Here is a 16364-nt window from a genome sequence, read left to right as displayed (position 1 = left end):
CCGCCGTGCCCCTTGGCGTAGGGGCACGGCAATATTAAGGTTATCTGTTTTTGGCAGATATCTCGCCCGCCGTGCCCCTTGGCGTAGGGGCACGGCAATATTAAGGTTATCTGTTTTTGGCAGATATTTCGTCCGCCGTGCCCCTTGGCGTAGGGGCACGGCAATATTAAGGTTATCTGTTTTTGGCAGATATCTCGCCCGCCGTGCCCCTTGGCGTAGGGGCACGGCAATATTAAGGTGATCGGTTTTTGGCAGATATCTCGCCCGCCGTGCCCCTACTTCTAATTCGGAACAGTGTTAAAAGCTCTCTTGGGCCCCCCTTGGTAAGGGGGGTTTGGGGGGATCGGTTTTATAACTAGCAACTTGAGTAATTAGATCGTTTCAAGGTTTTGATATCGCCAATTTAAGGCGCGAGGTTTGACGTAGGGTTGGGATGCTATCCCTACTTCATAACTTTCCCCCGGTAAGCGATACCGCCAGTTTAAAGCGCGAGGTTTCACATAAGGCTGAGGTTCGGATTGCGTGCAATCGTAAATATGACCGCGATAAATCAGTTGCATTGTTTTGTCTCTGCAAAATTGTTGTGGTTCTAAAAGTTGGTTTAGTACAGTCCAATATAGTTATTACCCCGATAGGTTAATTTCAGAATTGATTGGGGTAGGTGTTCTCTAGGATGGGATGCAGTTCTTATAGGCAAGCCGCGATATTTGCCGAAATTTTCCCTTTCTGTTACTTCGATAAAAGTAGGATTTAATTCGTAGTTGACCCCGCGATAAGAAAGTTTCATAGTGGTTGTTCCACGTTTGGCTTACATATTCAATATTGCTAGTTTTCTTTAATTACAAAAGCGATCAAAATACTGAAAATATGTGATATTTGCACCAAAAACTAGCGATTTGATTCAACCTGTGGATGCGATCGCGGTTACTCGCTAACCGGATTTAAATCACTGATAAAGCAACTGCAATTAAAGCTAATTTATGAATTTTTATAACTAAAAATTAAGCAAACTAAAATCCAGGTCGGGGGATATTTTCCAGTGCAGGGGCGCAGTAAGTTAGTTAAGTATCTGAGAAATCTGGCTGTTGAGGAGGAAGTACTCCTCCTATTATTGTAAAACTTTGTTGCTAAAACGGCTAGAGAACCGTTTAAGTGTTATAAGTGCTTAGAGATTTTCGCTGAGCTGCTAGCAATTGCTGAATGCCTTGTTCTGCTAAATCCAAAATTCCATTCATCTGGGTGCGAGTGAAACTGCCTTCTTCGGCGGTGGCTTGAACTTCAATAATACCGAGATTTTCGTTCATGACGATGTTGAAATCGACCGAGGCGGCGACATCTTCGGGGTAGTTTAAATCTAAAAATGGCTCACCCTGCAAAAGTCCTACCGAGGCGGCGGCGACTTGGTGAATTAGAGGCGATCGCTCCAATTTCCCCTCTTTTACCAATTTTTCCATTGCGTCGGCAAGCGCCACATACCCGCCGGTAATTGCCGTCGTGCGAGTACCCGCATCTGCCTGCAAAACATCTGCATCGACAAGGATCGTGCATTCCCCCAGCGCCTGAAAATCTATACAAGATCGCAAGCTGCGTCCGATCAATCGCTGAATTTCCTGGGTGCGTCCGGATAACTGCAACAATTCTCTTGGTTGGCGGGGATGAGTAGCGGTTGGCAGCATTCGGTACTCGGCGGTTAGCCAACCTTTCCCCGTCCCTACCAAAAACTTGGGAACCCCCTCTTGCAGAGTAACGGTACAAAGGACTTGGGTATCGCCGCAACAAGTTAAAACCGAACCGTCGGCAAAGCGGGTAAACCCGCGTTCAAACCGGATCGGACGCATTTGGTTGGGTTGTCTGCCATCAGGACGCTGCCACATATTAGTTATTGGTAATTGGTAATTGGTAATTGGTGATTGTTTTTTAGTACGAGGGATTACCGATTAACCATTACCATAAAACGACGCACGATCAATGACTCTTTGTCTGGCCAAGTTTTTGTAGGATATCTTGCTGGACTCGATCTGGAGATTGGTTGCCGTTGATGGTTATCAGTCGCTGGCGATATTCGTAGTACTCAAAAATGGGGATAGTGCGCTGTTTGAATAGTTCGATGCGACGGGAGACGATTTCTGGTTGGTCATCTTCGCGCGATCGCTGTAAAGATCGACTCATCAACACTGTTTCTGGCACATGCAACCAAATTGCCCAGTCTAGGTGCTGTTGTAATTCTTCCAACAGAAAATCTAACTCTTCCGCTTGGAAGGCAGTCCGGGGATAGCCATCGAGTACCCAACCGTTGGTCACATCGGGCAATAGCAATCGCTGGCGCATGAATTCTATCATCATTTCGTCGGGTACTAATTCGCCCTTCTCCACATAGGGTTGCGCTTGACAACCGAGAGGCGTCCCCGCTGCGATCGCCGTTCGCAATATATCTCCCGTGGCAATGCAAGGGACATTCAGGTGGGTTGATAGCTGCCTTGCCTGGGTTCCCTTGCCTGCACCTGCACCTCCCAAAATCACCAGTCTCACCACACCTACTCCCAACGATAGTGGAATCGAGAATCGACTTAAGCTTACCATCAAATTCTAGAAAGCTATCGCCGACAGGCAGATGAGGCAGCTATTGACTTCAGCATATATGTGGTGTTCTACTAGGGAGGCGTCGGTAAAAATACGCTAGATATCGTTAGACCAACTTGATTGGCTCGTAACCCCTGATTGACTTATGGTAGCCCAGTTAGAAACCTCGACTCTTAGTTCTGAGCATCGCTTTCCCCATACCGTTGAAGGACTCTTACAAGTATTTACATCTTCCCACCGCAGCTTCTTTACCAACGTAATGGCGCAAGCACTTGTAATTGCGAGTCAAGGCACCCCTGTCTTAGTGGTTCAGTTTCTCAAAGGGGGTATTCGTCAAGGTCAAGATCGTCCCGTTAAACTGGTGCAGCAGTTAGATTGGATTCGCTGCGACTTGCCTCGCTGCATCGACACGCCGCAGTTGGATGAAGCGGAAATGCGATCGCTACAGCAATTGTGGCAGTATACCCAGCAAGTGGTTTATCAAGGCAAATATTCTCTTGTTGTTCTGGATGAATTAAGTTTGGCGATTAACCTTGGCTTAATTCCAGAAGATGAAGTGCTGGCATTTCTAGAACAGCGCCCTCCTCATGTAGATGTTATTTTAACCGGCCCAGAAATGCCGCAAGCGATTGTGGATTTAGCCGATCAAATTACACAAATTCGCCGCAGTCATTGTCCTTAGTCAAGGGTGGAAATCGCGCGGAAATTTATTTCCGGCTTTCATACCCTAAAGCGTCGGTTGCATATATTTTATAGCGGGAAAGCAACTTGCTGGAATACAGCCCTTATGGGCTTCGTTTGTATAGCGGCACCCTTAAGGGTGCCGCTATACAAACGAAGCCCGTCTACACGGGCTATTAAGTTGCGAAAAATCCAGTGTGTTCTATTAAGTCACAATCCGCTATAAGGATTTGTAGGGGCGGGTTTTACAGACAATTGTTGATGGCAACAGACAATGTATATAAACCCGCCCCGCCCGTATACAATGCCGATACAATCCTAGATAGGCACGTCGGGTTTCATATCCAGGACTTATATCATGTCCGGTTGAATACCCATAATCATCAGCCGGGACACGGCACGATCAATGTTATCTGTTTGTCCGAGATATCGTCAGATGCCGTGTCCCTACGCAACGACTCCGTGAGGTTTTTTTATTATGGGCAATTCAACGGACATGATATTACGCGCGACGAGGCCAGAAACCTGATTTCTTGGTTGATCTCTCGTTTCCTTTCCCAACGATTTTTTGTAGAAACCCGGTTTCTTTGCGTAAGCATGGCGCGGGGGGCGGGTTTATCAATATAATTCGCTTCCAATCAAAGATATCTGGTAAAACCCGCCCCTACAACAACATTAACCATACGAGTCCGATACGCAGGGACGCGATATCACTATCTTTCAACCCAACCTACTTTCTAAAGTTGCTGCGGCTTCGGATCTAGCAACAGAGGTAGGACTTAATAAGAATAAAGCGGCTTTTTTGGCGATTTCTTCAGATAATTGAATTTGTTTGAAGGTGACTAAACCTTCATTCGCAAAAGAATCTCTCACAATTGCGTTGTTGCCGCTATTAAAAGCGGTTTCGTAAAAAACTTCGCGAATTCCGGCGGAAACGATCAATTTTAAGCAAGAAAGACAGGGTTCTAGGGTGACGTAAATACTCGCACCTTCGGTGGAAATTCCGTGTTTGGCAGCTTGGGCGATCGCATTCGCTTCGGCGTGAACTGCACGGGAAGGCATCGCCTTGCTAGCATCGCAACTACTCAATCCAGGATAGCAGAAACCTTGAGCCGTACAATGAGCAGAACCCGATGGCGAACCGTTATACCCCGTCGCCAAAACCTGCTTATTTTTCACAATAACTGCCCCGACTGGAAAGGCAAGGCAAGTAGAACGAGTTGCCGCCAGTTTTGCTAACATTATAAAGTATTCTTCCCAAGTTGGTCTAGTAAATTCAGACATTTTTATCGATCCTGAATGTATGGCTTTCCCGTTCTAAGACAATCGGCTGCTTTTTGTAGTTCCATTCCTATATAACCGGAGTGATCTGGGCGTAGGGCGGGAGAAGCAGAGCATATTTCTCTGATTAACTTTAACGGGTCTTTTCCAGAGTAACAAGCTACTATTTCTCCGCTTCCGGGTGTTGTTTGGGTAACGACTATTTTAGATTCTGCTATTTCAATTAAAAAGTTTCCGGCTGGATCGTAATAATTTATTTTTTGACAAATTGCTGAATACTGTTGCTGAATCAGTCTATCTGCATTTTCCCAACAATCTGAGTAAATATGCGCCGACTGACTGATTGTAATCAGGGGCCCCAGCTGCAAATTATAATCGGAACGAGCTTGTATTTGATCTCGAATATGTTGCTGTAATGCTCGCAAACCCATTGCATTTGCAGGCCAAGCGGCGAACATATCATTACTGCGGAGTGTGGCGGTTAAAGATAGTTCGTTTTCTACAACTCTCACCCAAATATGATTTAAACAAGGACTGCCACCTTTTTCGTGGTCTTTCACATCCCACAGGGACATAACCGCACTGGCGGCGTCGATTTCGCCGATTAATTTTTGGATGGTTTGTTCGATTTGGTCGCGTCCGAACCAGGAACGCAAGCGTTGTCCGTATGTATATTTTACCCCTTCTCGGTAGGGAGAGTCATCTAAGATTTGGGAGATATATTCTTCTAAGAAATTGCGGTCAATTGGTAAGTAATTTGGCTCGGGAAAATAAAACCCTGTTGGCTCATCGGTTACCACTGCCATTAGGTCGATTAACTCTTGCCATTGCCCATCATAACCTGTGGGGCGAATTGTTCCGGTTGTCTTGATGCGATGAATAATTTTGACCCAAGTTTCGGCGATGGTTTGGCCTTCAATTCTGTGTCCGTAGCGGGTGCCGGGGAGGACGGTGGGAACGACTTCAGATAGGGGAAATTCTAAGGGGTTTCCCCAAGGTTCGACACTGCCTCGTTGCGCGTAAGATTTAACTACATTGATGGCATCGGCAATCGATGAAGATACCTTAACTTCGATTGATTGGCGCAATGTTTCTAAGGCAGAGGCGGATATTTCAATATCGATGTATCCGGTAATTTTAGATTGAATCGTCCAGCAATCTCGACCAGTATCGCTAACTCCAGGAACAAATCCATTGCGGAAGAAGTCTAACAAACATTGGCAACCGCCTGCATTGCGGTCTTCTTTGGTGGCATTGATAATGACTAAAAAGCGGACGTGGGGATTGGCTAGTAAATTTCTAATCAGGAAGCTAATTCCTCTGGTTGGGGAGTAGAGTTGCCCGATTACAGCATACTCGTGGGAGTGCAATTGTTTAGCGACATCTGTCTTGACACTCCACCCCGTCACTACTGCGGTTTGTCCCATGCCGCAAATTAGTTGGTTGGGTTTATAGTGGGGTTTGTACTGGAATTGGGTTACTGGTTCTGTTGCAGTCATAGGGAAAAATAAATTTCAGACTGTAGGGGCAGGGGATTCTACAATTTTCCAAACAGAATCGCTATAGTAACACGAGGGCGAACCCAATCGGGAAATTTATACGATGTCTTCCTCTCTCCGCGTCGCCGCGTCTCCCACTCACCGCGTCTTCTTTGTCAATCAAATTATTTCCGATGAGGATGTCACCAGGCGCCATAGTCTGACACAATAGGGCAACAAGGGGCGTTGAGTAAAAATCGGAGTAAGTCATGAAAACGCCAAATCAACAGCAACAGTTCGATCAAACTGTAGCGGGGATACCAAAACCCCAGCGCGGCAAAAATTTGAACGGCTTTTTGGCTGGCGCGGCGACGATGCTGCTTTTGGGTGCGGGCGGATTTCTACTTTATCAAGGGATGAACCTGGGACAGGTTAAGCTTCCATTTAACCTTTCTGCCAACAGAAAAAGTACCACTGTAACTCCATCTCCTGCAACCAATGTTTCCCCATCTCCTACAACGAGTATCCCGCCGTCATCTAACCCATACGTCCAGTCAGCTTTAGGGAATAAGGCGCAAGTCGAATTACTTTCGGTGAAGCGAATTCCAGAAATGCCGGACGAAGTGACTGTGGAATTTCGCGTCAATCGAGTTGCAGATCAGGTCGCAACTCGCGACACGATCAATATTGGCGCAACAACAGCGCGCAATCCGGTCACTAACGAAACGTACAAATCAGTTAACCCTGAAAACCGTTCGTCAGGACCAATTGCTTTATTCACCCTGCGTCAGGGGCAATCTTTAGATGGTTATGTGGTGTTAAAAGTACCGCGCGGCATCACTTTGATTGATGTTTTTTTGGAAAATACAGGCACGTTTAAAAACGTACTCGTTGGCGATGGGGAACCTGCTTTGCAATTAACTCCCCCTCTCGCAACACCTACACCAAAGACGGGGGCAAATTCGCTGCCAACTCCGACGGTAAATCCCTCTATTAGTCCCTTTGGTAAATCGCCTGCAATTCAAGAAACGATTCCAATTCCTGGTACGACTACGCCTGTTTTTCCATCGCCTAAAACTACGACGATAGCGCCAGAAGGGGTGATTCAACCGCTTGATTCTTCGTCGCCCAAACCAAATAATAAAGGTGATAAACGCGAGGATATTCGAGAACAAAATGCCCCGGTGAGTAAATCAGCAAAGAAAGCTTTTGGTAATAAGGCACAGGTGGATTTAGTATCAGTTCAACGGATGGAAAATCCCCAAACTGGTAAGCGGGACTTGGTAACAGTGCAAATGCGGGTGCGTCGCCTCGCAGATGAAGTGGGGAGGAGGGATATTATCAATATCCCAGAAATAACTGCACGCAATTATGTCAGCAATACAATTTATAAATCGGTTCCCGTAGCTAGTTCTACGGCTTCTATTGCTCTTAATCGTATTCCGAAAGGGGAGTCGGTGGATGCTTCTGTGGCCATCAAAGTGCCAGAAGGAGTGCAATTTATAGATATTTCTGTGCCGGAAACTGGGACGTTTGAGGAGGTGGAAATTACTAGACCAACGCCTGTAGATGGACCTTGAAATGCAGAGGGACAGGAGAAAAATTAAAGCCGGGGCGAGTTTAACTTTCATATCTCGTGGTTACATAGACTGATTGGTAAAACCCGCCCCTACAAAAATTAAAATATACAATGTCGAATAGCTCTCTATCTAAAGGAAAGTCAAAGGCAGGCAGGATGCCTACCCCACAAGAGTTTTTGGAGATGTCGAATCAATTGGGTAGGATATAATTGATACGGGCTGGTTGGGAGGAATAAAAAGATGAAATTGAACCTGATTCAAACTGCAATAACCGTCACAGTTATCAGCGTGGGTTTTGTGCCAACAGCTTATAGTGAAACAGTTTCCGATCCCTCGCAACTCGCCCAACAAGTCGCCCAACTTCGCACTCAGGGACCGCGCGGGTTAGAAATATTTCTCAATACCCATCGCGATTCTCTGAATAACCCTTCACCGGAAATGCGCCAGGCGTTAGATGCACTTTGCCAGCAAAGGGATTGTTATGCTTCTAAACTTTATTGGTACACCGATTTGGCACAAGCTAAAGCCGCAGCGAGTGCAACTAATAAACCCATTCTATCGTTGCGTTTGTTGGGAAGACTCGACCAAGATTTAAGTTGTGCCAATAGCCGCTTTTTCCGCGTCGCTTTGTATCCCAATGCAGAAATTGCGAAATTCTTGCGCGATCGCTATATCTTACACTGGGAATCTGTGCGCGATGTGCCGAAAGTTACAGTGGATTTTGGCGACGGACGCAAATTAGAACGCACCCTCACCGGCAATAGCATCCACTACATATTAGACAGTTCCGGTCGTCCGATTGATGCCATTCCCGGATTATATGGCCCGCAAGCTTTCTTGCGCCAGTTAAGTGAGGGCGAACAAGCAGTTAAAGCATACACTCAACTCCAAGGTGCTGCAAAAGAAAGCTTCCTGCGCGACTATCACCGTCAACGTCTCGCTTCAATTCAGCGTCAATGGAGGGCAGATTTAGCCAAATTGGGAATTCAAAATCCTCCCCGATTGGTGGGAATGCCTATCGATGCTAACGAACCTCCTAGCGCTGCGATCGCGGGAACAATCGCGGTAGGTAAAATGCGGGTGGAAGGGCCAATGCTGTCAAATGTATCTCCGGCTACTAGAAATCAAACTGCTCTACGAGAAATTACGGATGAAGCAACCTGGCAGCGAATTGCTCAATTGTACGCCAGCGATGGGAAGTTAGATCGAAACAGCATTGCTTTGATTGGTGCGAAACGCTTTCCTAACGGAAATGCCGAGAATTTGCAGCGGGTGGTGAGCAATTTTGAGAGTGCGATCGCATTAGATACGGTCAGAAATGAATATATGTTGCACAGTCAAATTCATCAATGGTTTAGCGAGGGAAATGAAACAATTAATAATGTCAGTGCTTTGAATGAAAAAGTTTACGCGGAACTGTTTTTAACCCCTAATTCCGATCCTTGGTTAGGATTGATGAGTAGTGAAGGTTACAGCGCCATCGATAATGATGGAGTTCGTAACTAATAACGCTTTTATAGGGCTAAAGATAGCGCGCCTGTTTCAATACCCGCCAGGAAATAAATTTCCACAGCTATAGCGCAAGTCCACTAAAGTGGACTGAGTCTGTTTGTTTTTTTCCAGTCCTTTTTATGATGGTAATTGTACGAGAAGCTAGTATCGGTGATGTTGGTGCGATCGCTAGAGTTCACGTAAATACTTGGCGCACCACTTATCGCGGCATTATCCCAGAAGATTACCTGGCTAATTTATCTTATGAAAAGCGAGAGAAAGGTTGGGTTCAAATTCTGCAAAACGGCGATGGGTTTGTCTATGTTGCTATTGATGAGTCGGGAGAAATTATCGGTTTTGCCTGTGGCGGAAAAGAGCGCACGGGTAATGCAATTTACCAGGGAGAATTGATGGCAATTTACATATTAGAAGCTTATCAAGGTAGGGGAATAGGACGCCGCTTGACTTTGGCAGTTGTAGAGAGACTGGCGATGCTAGAGATTCATTCGATGCTGGTATGGGTTTTAACAGAAAATCCGGCGTGCAAGTTTTATCAAGCAATGGGTGGCGAAAAGGTATATGAACAGCAAATTGCCATCGGCGGCGTTCAACTCGATGAAGTTGCTTATGGGTGGAAAGATACGAGTGTTATTTGATTGTCGCTTCAAATTCTTCTAATGCTTGGAAACTTCCCACTTGCCACGCACGTTCTACAATATTGGGGATGATTTGCGCGATCGCTATCCCCGGAAAATTTGGGCTAGTATCGGATTTTACATACTTTCCATCTCTGAGTAAATAGATAGTAAATCTGCCGCTGTCGTATACCCATAATTCTGGAACTCCAATAATTTCATATGCATCGAGAGTAGTTTTAGAAGTGACATCGGTTTCGATTGCTAAATCGGGGGGTGGATCGTCTGCTTGAAGTCGCCGACGACTAATCATGCGTTGATAATTTTGGATATAAAAACAAGCATCAGGTTCAACTCCTGCTGCACCTTGCCGTTTAAAAGTAGTTGAACCAAAAGATTCGTATCTTCTGCCTGCTGCCTTTAGCAGGGTTTTGACAATATCGGAGATTACCTCTTTCGGCTTTTCGTGTTCGGGTAGGGGAAGCATTATTTGTAAATTCTCCTTGCTGTAAGCAACTCTGGAAGCTCGATGTTCTCCCAATTCCTGTAAAATTGTCTCAAATTCCTGCCAGGTTACGTTTGTAATAGTGATAACGCTACCAGGATCTAGCTTGATTTGACTAACAGGTTTGGCAACTAGGGTGATAGTAGTCATAAGCAGGAGGGGAGTGGGATATAATACTAAGATAGCGCTTTAAAAAATTATGCGATGGCACGGGCAATGTAGTGCGATCGCACTCTTTTTCTCGGTTATATCATGTCCGGTCGATTACCCATAATCAGAAGCCGGGACACGGCACGATTAACGTTATCTGTTTGTCCGAGATATCGTCAGATGCCGTGTCCCTACGCAACGACGAGGTGAGGTTTTTTTATTATGGGCCGGGACACGGCACGATTAACGTTATCTGTTTGTCCGAGATATCTATGATGCCGTGTCCCTACGCAACGACGAGGTGAGGTTTTTTTATTATGGGCAATTCAACGGACATCATATTACTAAGCAAGAGCCTATTAACGCAACGCACCTGTTTCAATACCCGCCAGGAAATAAATTTCCACAGCTATAGCGCCAGTCCACTTAAGTGGACTGAAATTTTTATTGTTTTCCAGTCCTCTTTCAGAGGACTTTAGCTATTAGCCTGGGGTTTAAACCCCAGGCGGGCGATCGATCGCACCTCCAATCCTCTCCACTCCCGCATACACGTTAAATCTTTCCCCCCGCAAAAACCCAATTAAAGTTATGCCAAATTCTTGCGCTAAAGATACTGCTAAACTACTGGGTGCTGACACCGCACAAACAATTGGGACGCCAGCAGCGAGGCATTTTTGCATAATTTCAAAACTCGACCTGCCGCTGACCATGACAATATGATTATTTAGCGGTAATTGGCTACTAAGTAACGCCCATCCTATGAGTTTATCTAACGCATTGTGCCGCCCGACATCTTCTCGCACTGCTAATAATTCCCCGTCCGAATTGAATAATGCAGCGGCGTGCAATCCACCCGTGATTGTAAAAATACCTTGAGCGGATCTCAGTTTTTCGGGGAGACTGTAAATTAGTTCTGGCGATACTTTGATTTGAGTTTGAATCGGTGGAAAACCTCGCCGCCGCAATGCTTCTAAACTCGTTTTTCCGCACACGCCACAGGCGCTGGTTGTATAAAAATGACGTTCTAAAGTTGCCAAATCTGGAAGTTCGTCGGCGGCGAGTTCTACGTTGACGATGTTATCCGCAAATTTTGCTTTGATAGACTGGGCGGGCGAGACGCCCACCCCACCAGAGAAAGATTGTGTTTGTGGGATAGGCATCTTGCCTGTCTCCCCCACCCCACCAGAGAAAGATTGTGTTTGTGGGATAGGCATCTTGCCTGTCTCCCCCACCCCACCAGAGAAAGATTGTGTTTGTGGGATAGGCATCTTGCCTGTCCCATTATCTACACAATGGGTAATGCGGCGGATATCCTCGCGTTTGTTAATCGCACCTTCGCTGTAAAGAAATCCGGCGACCAGTTCAAAATCATTTCCTGGTGTTCGCATGGTAATTGCTATGGTGCGGCGTATCCCAGCAGCAACGAGACGGATTTCTAGGGGTTCTTCTGTGGCAAGATAATCTGAGCGAGGACGTACCTTGCCATTTTCGACTACCCAGACTTTGACTTTGGTTTTAGGACTGTCCAATGTTTGAGAGGTTGAAAGAGTCTTGCTTAAGAATCATCACCTGATCCCCGGAGGAAATTTCAATCCCTTCTCGGTCAAGCGTATCTTTAATTATTTTACGAGTGATTCTTTGAATTCGGGTATGGCTTCCGGGTTTTACTTTTGTAACCGTGCGAATTAACAAGTCAGACTCCCCGAATTTTTCTATCCCATCCACCTGCATTGGTTCTAGTATCTCTGGGTAATTTTCCTTTAACTGCTTTCCCGCTTCTTCTAGAACCTGGTACAGGTGATCGAGGTTGCATTCATAGGACACACTCACTTCCACCACTGCATAGATATACTGTTTAGAGTAGTTGATTATATCTTTAATTTCTCCATTCCGGATAATGTGTACTTGACCGTTCATATTGCGGATGCGAGTGCTTCTGAGGTCAATGGCTTCGACAAATCCAGAGGCAGTATTCACTTCGATATAGTCACCCACTAAATAATAATTGTCAAACAAGATAAAAAATCCACAAACTATATCATTGATTAGGTTCTGCGCCCCCAGCCCAATCGCTATACCCACGATACCTGCCCCCGCTAAGATCGGCCCGGGGTCGATGTTAATAACATTGAGGCTTAAAATCCCCGCACTAAAGTAAATCAGATATTTCAGTATACTTTTAATTAAGGGGATGATTGTCATCCGCCTCTGTTTTTGTAATTCAGTTAATTTTTCATCCCTTAAAATTAAATCTTCAAGCAGGTAGTTAGCAATTTCTATCACAATTGCGCTGAGTAATAAAATAGTGAGAATATTAATAATTTTGGGAATGTACTCTGCCATCCTAGCGAGCCAATTAAATTCCCCCACAATGAAATCCGCCATTTGAAGATAGATGACGTACTCCATATATTTTTTTTACATGGGAACCAAATGGTGGAAACGCTGGTAAAATTCCAGCAGTTTTTGGTTACTTGAGTTTTTGATACTGATGGCATCCAGGGTGTCAATTACCACATCTATTGATTTGACAAAAAGTAAACCTATTGAGATAGTGATATATATTTTTAAGCCAATTAACAAAGAATTGGTAGCGAGAGCAGGCAGTTGAATAAATTGGCTGCATAAGGTAAAACTTAAGAGCCAAATACTATTGGTGAGGAAATTTTTGAGCCAGCTAAAAACAAACCCAATGCTTTGATCGTTCTCTGGGATATCGTCAAAATTCTGGGCGCGTTCGCAAGCCCAATCCACCCCTCGGTGCAAAACTGGTAAGCTGATCTTAACCAGCACCAGTAGGATAATAGTTTGTAGGATAGCCGTAGCTACCGTTAGCCAAAATTGAGGCGGTATGCTGTAAAGTAAGTTCAGTTGGAATTCTTGAACGCTTTGGCGTTGATAAATTACCATCCCATTGACGCCGACTACCAAAATACATAGCGCCCCACAGGTAAACATCAAAAGTCTGCTGATATTCCGACGCCAGGTGGCAATTTTCTCGGTTTTTCCCCTGACCCAAGAAACTTTGGTCATCTGCTTGATGGCGATTCCAACCAGCCAGTTCAGCAGAAAAAAGGCACCCATCAACAAGAAGACTTCAGCAACAGTTATTAGAATGTCCACTTTAATCAATCTAATATTTTTTTTCCTCTAAAATATTGTATCATAATTATCAGATGACGTCAAATAACAGGGATGCGATGGCAAGGTCTATACTGCGAGATACCGAATGCCTACCAACAGGCTATTTTTGCTCGCGGTGAGATTTGAATTGGTTGAAAAAACATGGGGTAATAGAATTAAAGCGATCGCAGAAATAGAGGCGAGATACCAAAAGCATGCAAAGCCAACGCGCCTGCTAAAACTATATATATCGCAGGGTTGACGACTGCTGCAGCTGCAACCAAGTATTCAGTCACCTAGCCAGCATTGCGAAGTCGTTTCGCTTTCAACAACTCATGGACCCAAGTTGCATCCTCTGGTTTGAGTTTTGGCACGGGTTCTTGAGTGTAATCTAACCTTAGATCGTAGCCTGCCCGTTCGTACACGCCGTTTAATAAGCTTTGCAATTCCACCATTGGTTCGCTTTCACCTGACTGGAAGGGTAAAGAAAATGAGGGAATTGCATCCCGCAGGCTAAAGGCGTACAAATAAGCTCTTGGACGGCGTTCGCGAAGCGTCTCCGAAGGAGATTCGCCTCGACTGATTAAAATGCGATAATTTGACTGGATTTCGCCTAAAATTCTCATGAGTTGCCCACTTCTGGGTCAGTCAATTTCTACCAAGTCAGCACTTACGCAAGGGCGTTGCCAGAAATCAGGTTTCAGAGTCAATCTATGGTTGCCAAACCAACGATTTCTCGTAGAAACCTGGTTTCTTTGCGTAAGTCCGGCAAGTGAGTGGGGCGTCCTAATACTTGCTGTCGCTGGCGTTTCTATGCTTCCCTTCCCTCACCAGCGCGTTTATTTTTAGGGGGTATAATTTCTCCAACGGTCACAACCGTACCCGTTCCTACTTCTCTAATTTCTCAATAGCTTTCTCGGACTGCTTCGGGTATTGGTACTGTGACGGAAATGGCTGCGGTTTGAGTAGCAAGCGCAACTGTCGATCCGGTTTGGTTGGTTGGCGATTGCTTGGTTTGACACTCCCCGGCGTACAGCCTTGGGGATTCTTGGTTCAACGAGTCCACTTACCACAATCTAGTTGCCCAAATTATGCCAGAGATGGTTCTCTTTGCAAGCTTTCACTCCATTACAGAAGTCTGTTTCGGTATGCCCTACCGTACAGTTCAAAACTTAAATTCTAGTTTTTCTGGTACTTGTTGCATGAACATTTTACCTGTTGGTGCTTTTCCCAACAGAACGCCATATGTTCAGTTTTCAAGGTGCGCTACTCCTTCGAGTACTGGGTGTTTAATGTGGTTGATTACCCTGACCACAAAGAAATTTTAGCACAAAATAAAGCCGTCCTAGAAGGACGGGGCTAACAACCCAATTTTTTGGTAAACTGCCAGATCGGGTATTCCTACTAAAACGCTATCTTCGATCTCGCTGAGATAAGTACGCTTTTCAATCGCAGCGTAATATTTGGGATCCAGGAAGGGGGCGATCGCGTCTGCGATCGCGGTAATTAACCGACGATCAACTTCTGACCAAAAATCGGCATGTTCTAAATAGGGGTTGATTCCGGGAAATGGAGAAGGCATCTTTTTACCTCATCGATCCAAGTCTGGGATAATTTTTCTTTTGCATACCAAACGATTGTGAACTGCTCTGTGCTGCGCTTGGGGCAATATGCCGACCGCACGAGTAGGGCAATATGCCGACCGCACGAGTAGAGCGAACGCTATAATTTCCTGTTTGGATAAAAATTCTTCTAGGTTGATTCAGGTTCGTCTAGATCGTTCAAACGGTGTCTTTCTATTGTCTTCTGCTGCTTTTCGTCAGCTAGCCAGAACTCGATCGCCTCATTCACCGCAGCATTGACCGAACTATCTCGAATAGCCGCAATGCTTTGCAGTAGCCTGTAGACTTCATCAGGCACGTAAACCCTAAATTCTCTCTGATCCTTGCGTTTAGCCATCTTCCGATCATTTCACAGGCATTAGATTTCGACCATATTTCTTGTGGGGTGGGCATCTTGCCCGCCTTTGAGGGTTGCAATTACAGCGGATTGCACTCGTATGAGGTACACCTTGGCAGCAGTGTGCGGGCAGCAAAAATGGCAGCGCGCTTGACAAAAGGCGCCTGAAGGCTGTACCTCACTCAGAAAGCAATCCGCTATAACAGAGGGAAAGCTACTGAGTAAGGTGTTTGCGATCGCTATTTTTCCCGATACTCCCAAGCGAGGAAGTATCGGGAAAAACTGATAGCTAAAGTTATTTTTCAAGTCTGCACTGCAAATTCTTCTGGGTCGATGCCCCAATTCACCCAGCGAATTGCCTCCCGTGCCGATTTCATATCAGGTGGGACGCGCAAGGCGTGGATATGTCCGGTGCTGGGGCATGTCATTTTTAAAAGATAAGTTGGATATTCGTTGTTATCCTCATCGAAGTCATCAAATATATCGATTTTTAGTAAAGTGTATTCGCGCCATGAATCTAACTCAGTGGCTTGCAATTCTTGACAAATTCGGTCGTAGCCAATAGTTTGAATCAGCAATCGCCTGATTTCGGCGTTCTCTTCTGACAAAAGCCATTGTGCCTGCCACTGGTGTTGAGGGTAAAAATATTTTTTGGGTAAATCAACACCATAAATCCATACAGAATCTAGTTGGTCAAGGGATTGTAGTGGACTAATATCTGCGATCTGATTGCCGCTGAGATACAGTTGTGTCAGATTGGTGAGGGAAAAGAGGGGACTAATATCTGCGATCTGATTGCCGCTGAGATACAGTTGTGTCAGATTGGTGAGGGAAAAGAGGGGACTAATATCTGCGATCTGATTGCCGCTGAGATACAGTTGTGTCAGATTGGTGAGGGAAA

General features: G+C 45.4%; 22 protein-coding genes and 1 pseudogene. 6 read left to right on the top strand and 17 right to left on the bottom strand.

The features are described 5' to 3' along the window. The 5 genes from MiSe_RS41230 to MiSe_RS41210 all read right to left on the bottom strand — a co-directional run. A partial coding sequence (locus MiSe_RS41230; RefSeq protein ID WP_226591728.1) for a hypothetical protein occupies positions 1-225 on the bottom strand: 225 nt, incomplete at its 3' end. Between the two features lie 146 nt (positions 226-371). Continuing rightward, entirely contained in the window at positions 372-560 is a 189-nt protein-coding gene (locus tag MiSe_RS41225; protein ID WP_226591726.1) for a hypothetical protein, read from the bottom strand. Positions 561-601: 41 nt separating this feature from the next. Further along, the gene (locus tag MiSe_RS41220; RefSeq protein WP_226591725.1) at positions 602-787 is read right to left on the bottom strand and encodes a DUF4278 domain-containing protein; all 186 of its coding nucleotides are present in this window, start codon (positions 785-787) and stop codon (positions 602-604) included. Between the two features lie 361 nt (positions 788-1148). Then, the gene (rph, locus tag MiSe_RS41215; RefSeq protein WP_226591724.1) at positions 1149-1874 is read right to left on the bottom strand and encodes a ribonuclease PH; all 726 of its coding nucleotides are present in this window, start codon (positions 1872-1874) and stop codon (positions 1149-1151) included. Between the two features lie 91 nt (positions 1875-1965). After that, entirely contained in the window at positions 1966-2529 is a 564-nt protein-coding gene (locus MiSe_RS41210; protein WP_226591732.1) for an adenylate kinase, read from the bottom strand. Between the two features lie 196 nt (positions 2530-2725). On the opposite strand from MiSe_RS41210, the gene MiSe_RS41205 reads away from it, so the two are divergent. Together MiSe_RS41205 and MiSe_RS41200 are read left to right on the top strand one after the other, a co-directional pair. Next, positions 2726-3262 carry a P-loop NTPase family protein gene (locus MiSe_RS41205; protein ID WP_226591723.1) on the top strand — a complete coding sequence of 179 codons (537 nt, stop codon included), beginning with the start codon at positions 2726-2728 and terminating at the stop codon, positions 3260-3262. Positions 3263-3522: 260 nt separating this feature from the next. Next, positions 3523-3888 (top strand): hypothetical protein, encoded by a 366-nt coding sequence (locus tag MiSe_RS41200; RefSeq protein ID WP_226591722.1) that lies wholly within the window; start codon positions 3523-3525, stop codon positions 3886-3888. Positions 3889-3981: 93 nt separating this feature from the next. On the opposite strand, the gene MiSe_RS41195 is transcribed toward MiSe_RS41200, so the two are convergent. Together MiSe_RS41195 and MiSe_RS41190 are read right to left on the bottom strand one after the other, a co-directional pair. After that, positions 3982-4545 (bottom strand): deoxycytidylate deaminase, encoded by a 564-nt coding sequence (locus tag MiSe_RS41195; RefSeq protein ID WP_226591721.1) that lies wholly within the window; start codon positions 4543-4545, stop codon positions 3982-3984. Between the two features lie 2 nt (positions 4546-4547). Then, on the bottom strand, positions 4548-6041 hold the full coding sequence (locus MiSe_RS41190) for a thymidylate synthase (protein WP_226591720.1): 1494 nt from the start codon (positions 6039-6041) through the stop codon (positions 4548-4550). Between the two features lie 248 nt (positions 6042-6289). On the opposite strand from MiSe_RS41190, the gene MiSe_RS41185 reads away from it, so the two are divergent. From MiSe_RS41185 to MiSe_RS41175, 3 genes are all read left to right on the top strand, one after another. Continuing rightward, positions 6290-7600, top strand: a complete 1311-nt coding sequence (locus MiSe_RS41185) for a hypothetical protein (RefSeq protein ID WP_226591719.1) — start codon at positions 6290-6292, stop codon at positions 7598-7600. A gap of 240 nt (positions 7601-7840) precedes the next feature. Further along, a complete protein-coding gene (locus tag MiSe_RS41180) occupies positions 7841-9106 on the top strand; it encodes a hypothetical protein (protein ID WP_226591718.1) in 1266 nt (421 codons plus the stop codon). Positions 9107-9231: 125 nt separating this feature from the next. After that, positions 9232-9747 carry a GNAT family N-acetyltransferase gene (locus MiSe_RS41175; RefSeq protein ID WP_226591717.1) on the top strand — a complete coding sequence of 172 codons (516 nt, stop codon included), beginning with the start codon at positions 9232-9234 and terminating at the stop codon, positions 9745-9747. Here MiSe_RS41175 and MiSe_RS41170 read toward each other — a convergent pair. Next, a complete protein-coding gene (locus MiSe_RS41170; protein ID WP_226591716.1) occupies positions 9740-10381 on the bottom strand; it encodes a Uma2 family endonuclease in 642 nt (213 codons plus the stop codon). The genes MiSe_RS41175 and MiSe_RS41170 overlap by 8 nt on opposite strands. 71 nt (positions 10382-10452) lie before the next feature. Here MiSe_RS41170 and MiSe_RS41165 point away from each other — a divergent pair, with 71 nt between their 5' ends. After that, positions 10453-10686 carry a hypothetical protein gene (locus tag MiSe_RS41165; protein WP_226591715.1) on the top strand — a complete coding sequence of 78 codons (234 nt, stop codon included), beginning with the start codon at positions 10453-10455 and terminating at the stop codon, positions 10684-10686. Between the two features lie 189 nt (positions 10687-10875). On the opposite strand, the gene fdhD is transcribed toward MiSe_RS41165, so the two are convergent. The 9 genes and pseudogenes from fdhD to MiSe_RS41120 form a co-directional block, all read right to left on the bottom strand. Continuing rightward, the gene (gene fdhD, locus MiSe_RS41160; RefSeq protein ID WP_226591714.1) at positions 10876-11910 is read right to left on the bottom strand and encodes a formate dehydrogenase accessory sulfurtransferase FdhD; all 1035 of its coding nucleotides are present in this window, start codon (positions 11908-11910) and stop codon (positions 10876-10878) included. Then, positions 11897-12790 (bottom strand): mechanosensitive ion channel family protein, encoded by an 894-nt coding sequence (locus MiSe_RS41155; RefSeq protein ID WP_226591713.1) that lies wholly within the window; start codon positions 12788-12790, stop codon positions 11897-11899. The genes fdhD and MiSe_RS41155 overlap by 14 nt, the downstream gene beginning before the upstream one ends. Before the next feature lie 9 nt (positions 12791-12799). Next, positions 12800-13504 (bottom strand): hypothetical protein, encoded by a 705-nt coding sequence (locus MiSe_RS41150; protein ID WP_226591712.1) that lies wholly within the window; start codon positions 13502-13504, stop codon positions 12800-12802. A gap of 296 nt (positions 13505-13800) precedes the next feature. Continuing rightward, a pseudogene (locus MiSe_RS41145) lies at positions 13801-14133 on the bottom strand (DUF4058 family protein); the annotation flags it as partial. Positions 14134-14315: 182 nt separating this feature from the next. Continuing rightward, on the bottom strand, positions 14316-14405 hold the full coding sequence (locus MiSe_RS53265) for a DUF4058 family protein (protein ID WP_226591730.1): 90 nt from the start codon (positions 14403-14405) through the stop codon (positions 14316-14318). Between the two features lie 3 nt (positions 14406-14408). Next, on the bottom strand, positions 14409-14561 hold the full coding sequence (locus MiSe_RS41135; protein ID WP_226591710.1) for a DUF4058 family protein: 153 nt from the start codon (positions 14559-14561) through the stop codon (positions 14409-14411). Positions 14562-14849: 288 nt separating this feature from the next. Next, positions 14850-15086 carry a DUF4058 family protein gene (locus MiSe_RS41130; protein ID WP_307731638.1) on the bottom strand — a complete coding sequence of 79 codons (237 nt, stop codon included), beginning with the start codon at positions 15084-15086 and terminating at the stop codon, positions 14850-14852. Between the two features lie 170 nt (positions 15087-15256). Beyond that, positions 15257-15463 carry a hypothetical protein gene (locus MiSe_RS41125; protein WP_226591709.1) on the bottom strand — a complete coding sequence of 69 codons (207 nt, stop codon included), beginning with the start codon at positions 15461-15463 and terminating at the stop codon, positions 15257-15259. Between the two features lie 302 nt (positions 15464-15765). Next, positions 15766-16364: leucine-rich repeat domain-containing protein (locus tag MiSe_RS41120; protein ID WP_226591708.1), on the bottom strand; the 599-nt coding region annotated here is incomplete at its 5' end.

It is taken from the genome of Microseira wollei NIES-4236 (genome assembly GCF_020521235.1).
GTDB lineage: Bacteria > Cyanobacteriota > Cyanobacteriia > Cyanobacteriales > Aerosakkonemataceae > Microseira > Microseira wollei.
The sequence above is the reverse complement of the archived record's forward strand: the minus strand, read 5'-3'. Positions and strand labels throughout refer to the sequence as shown.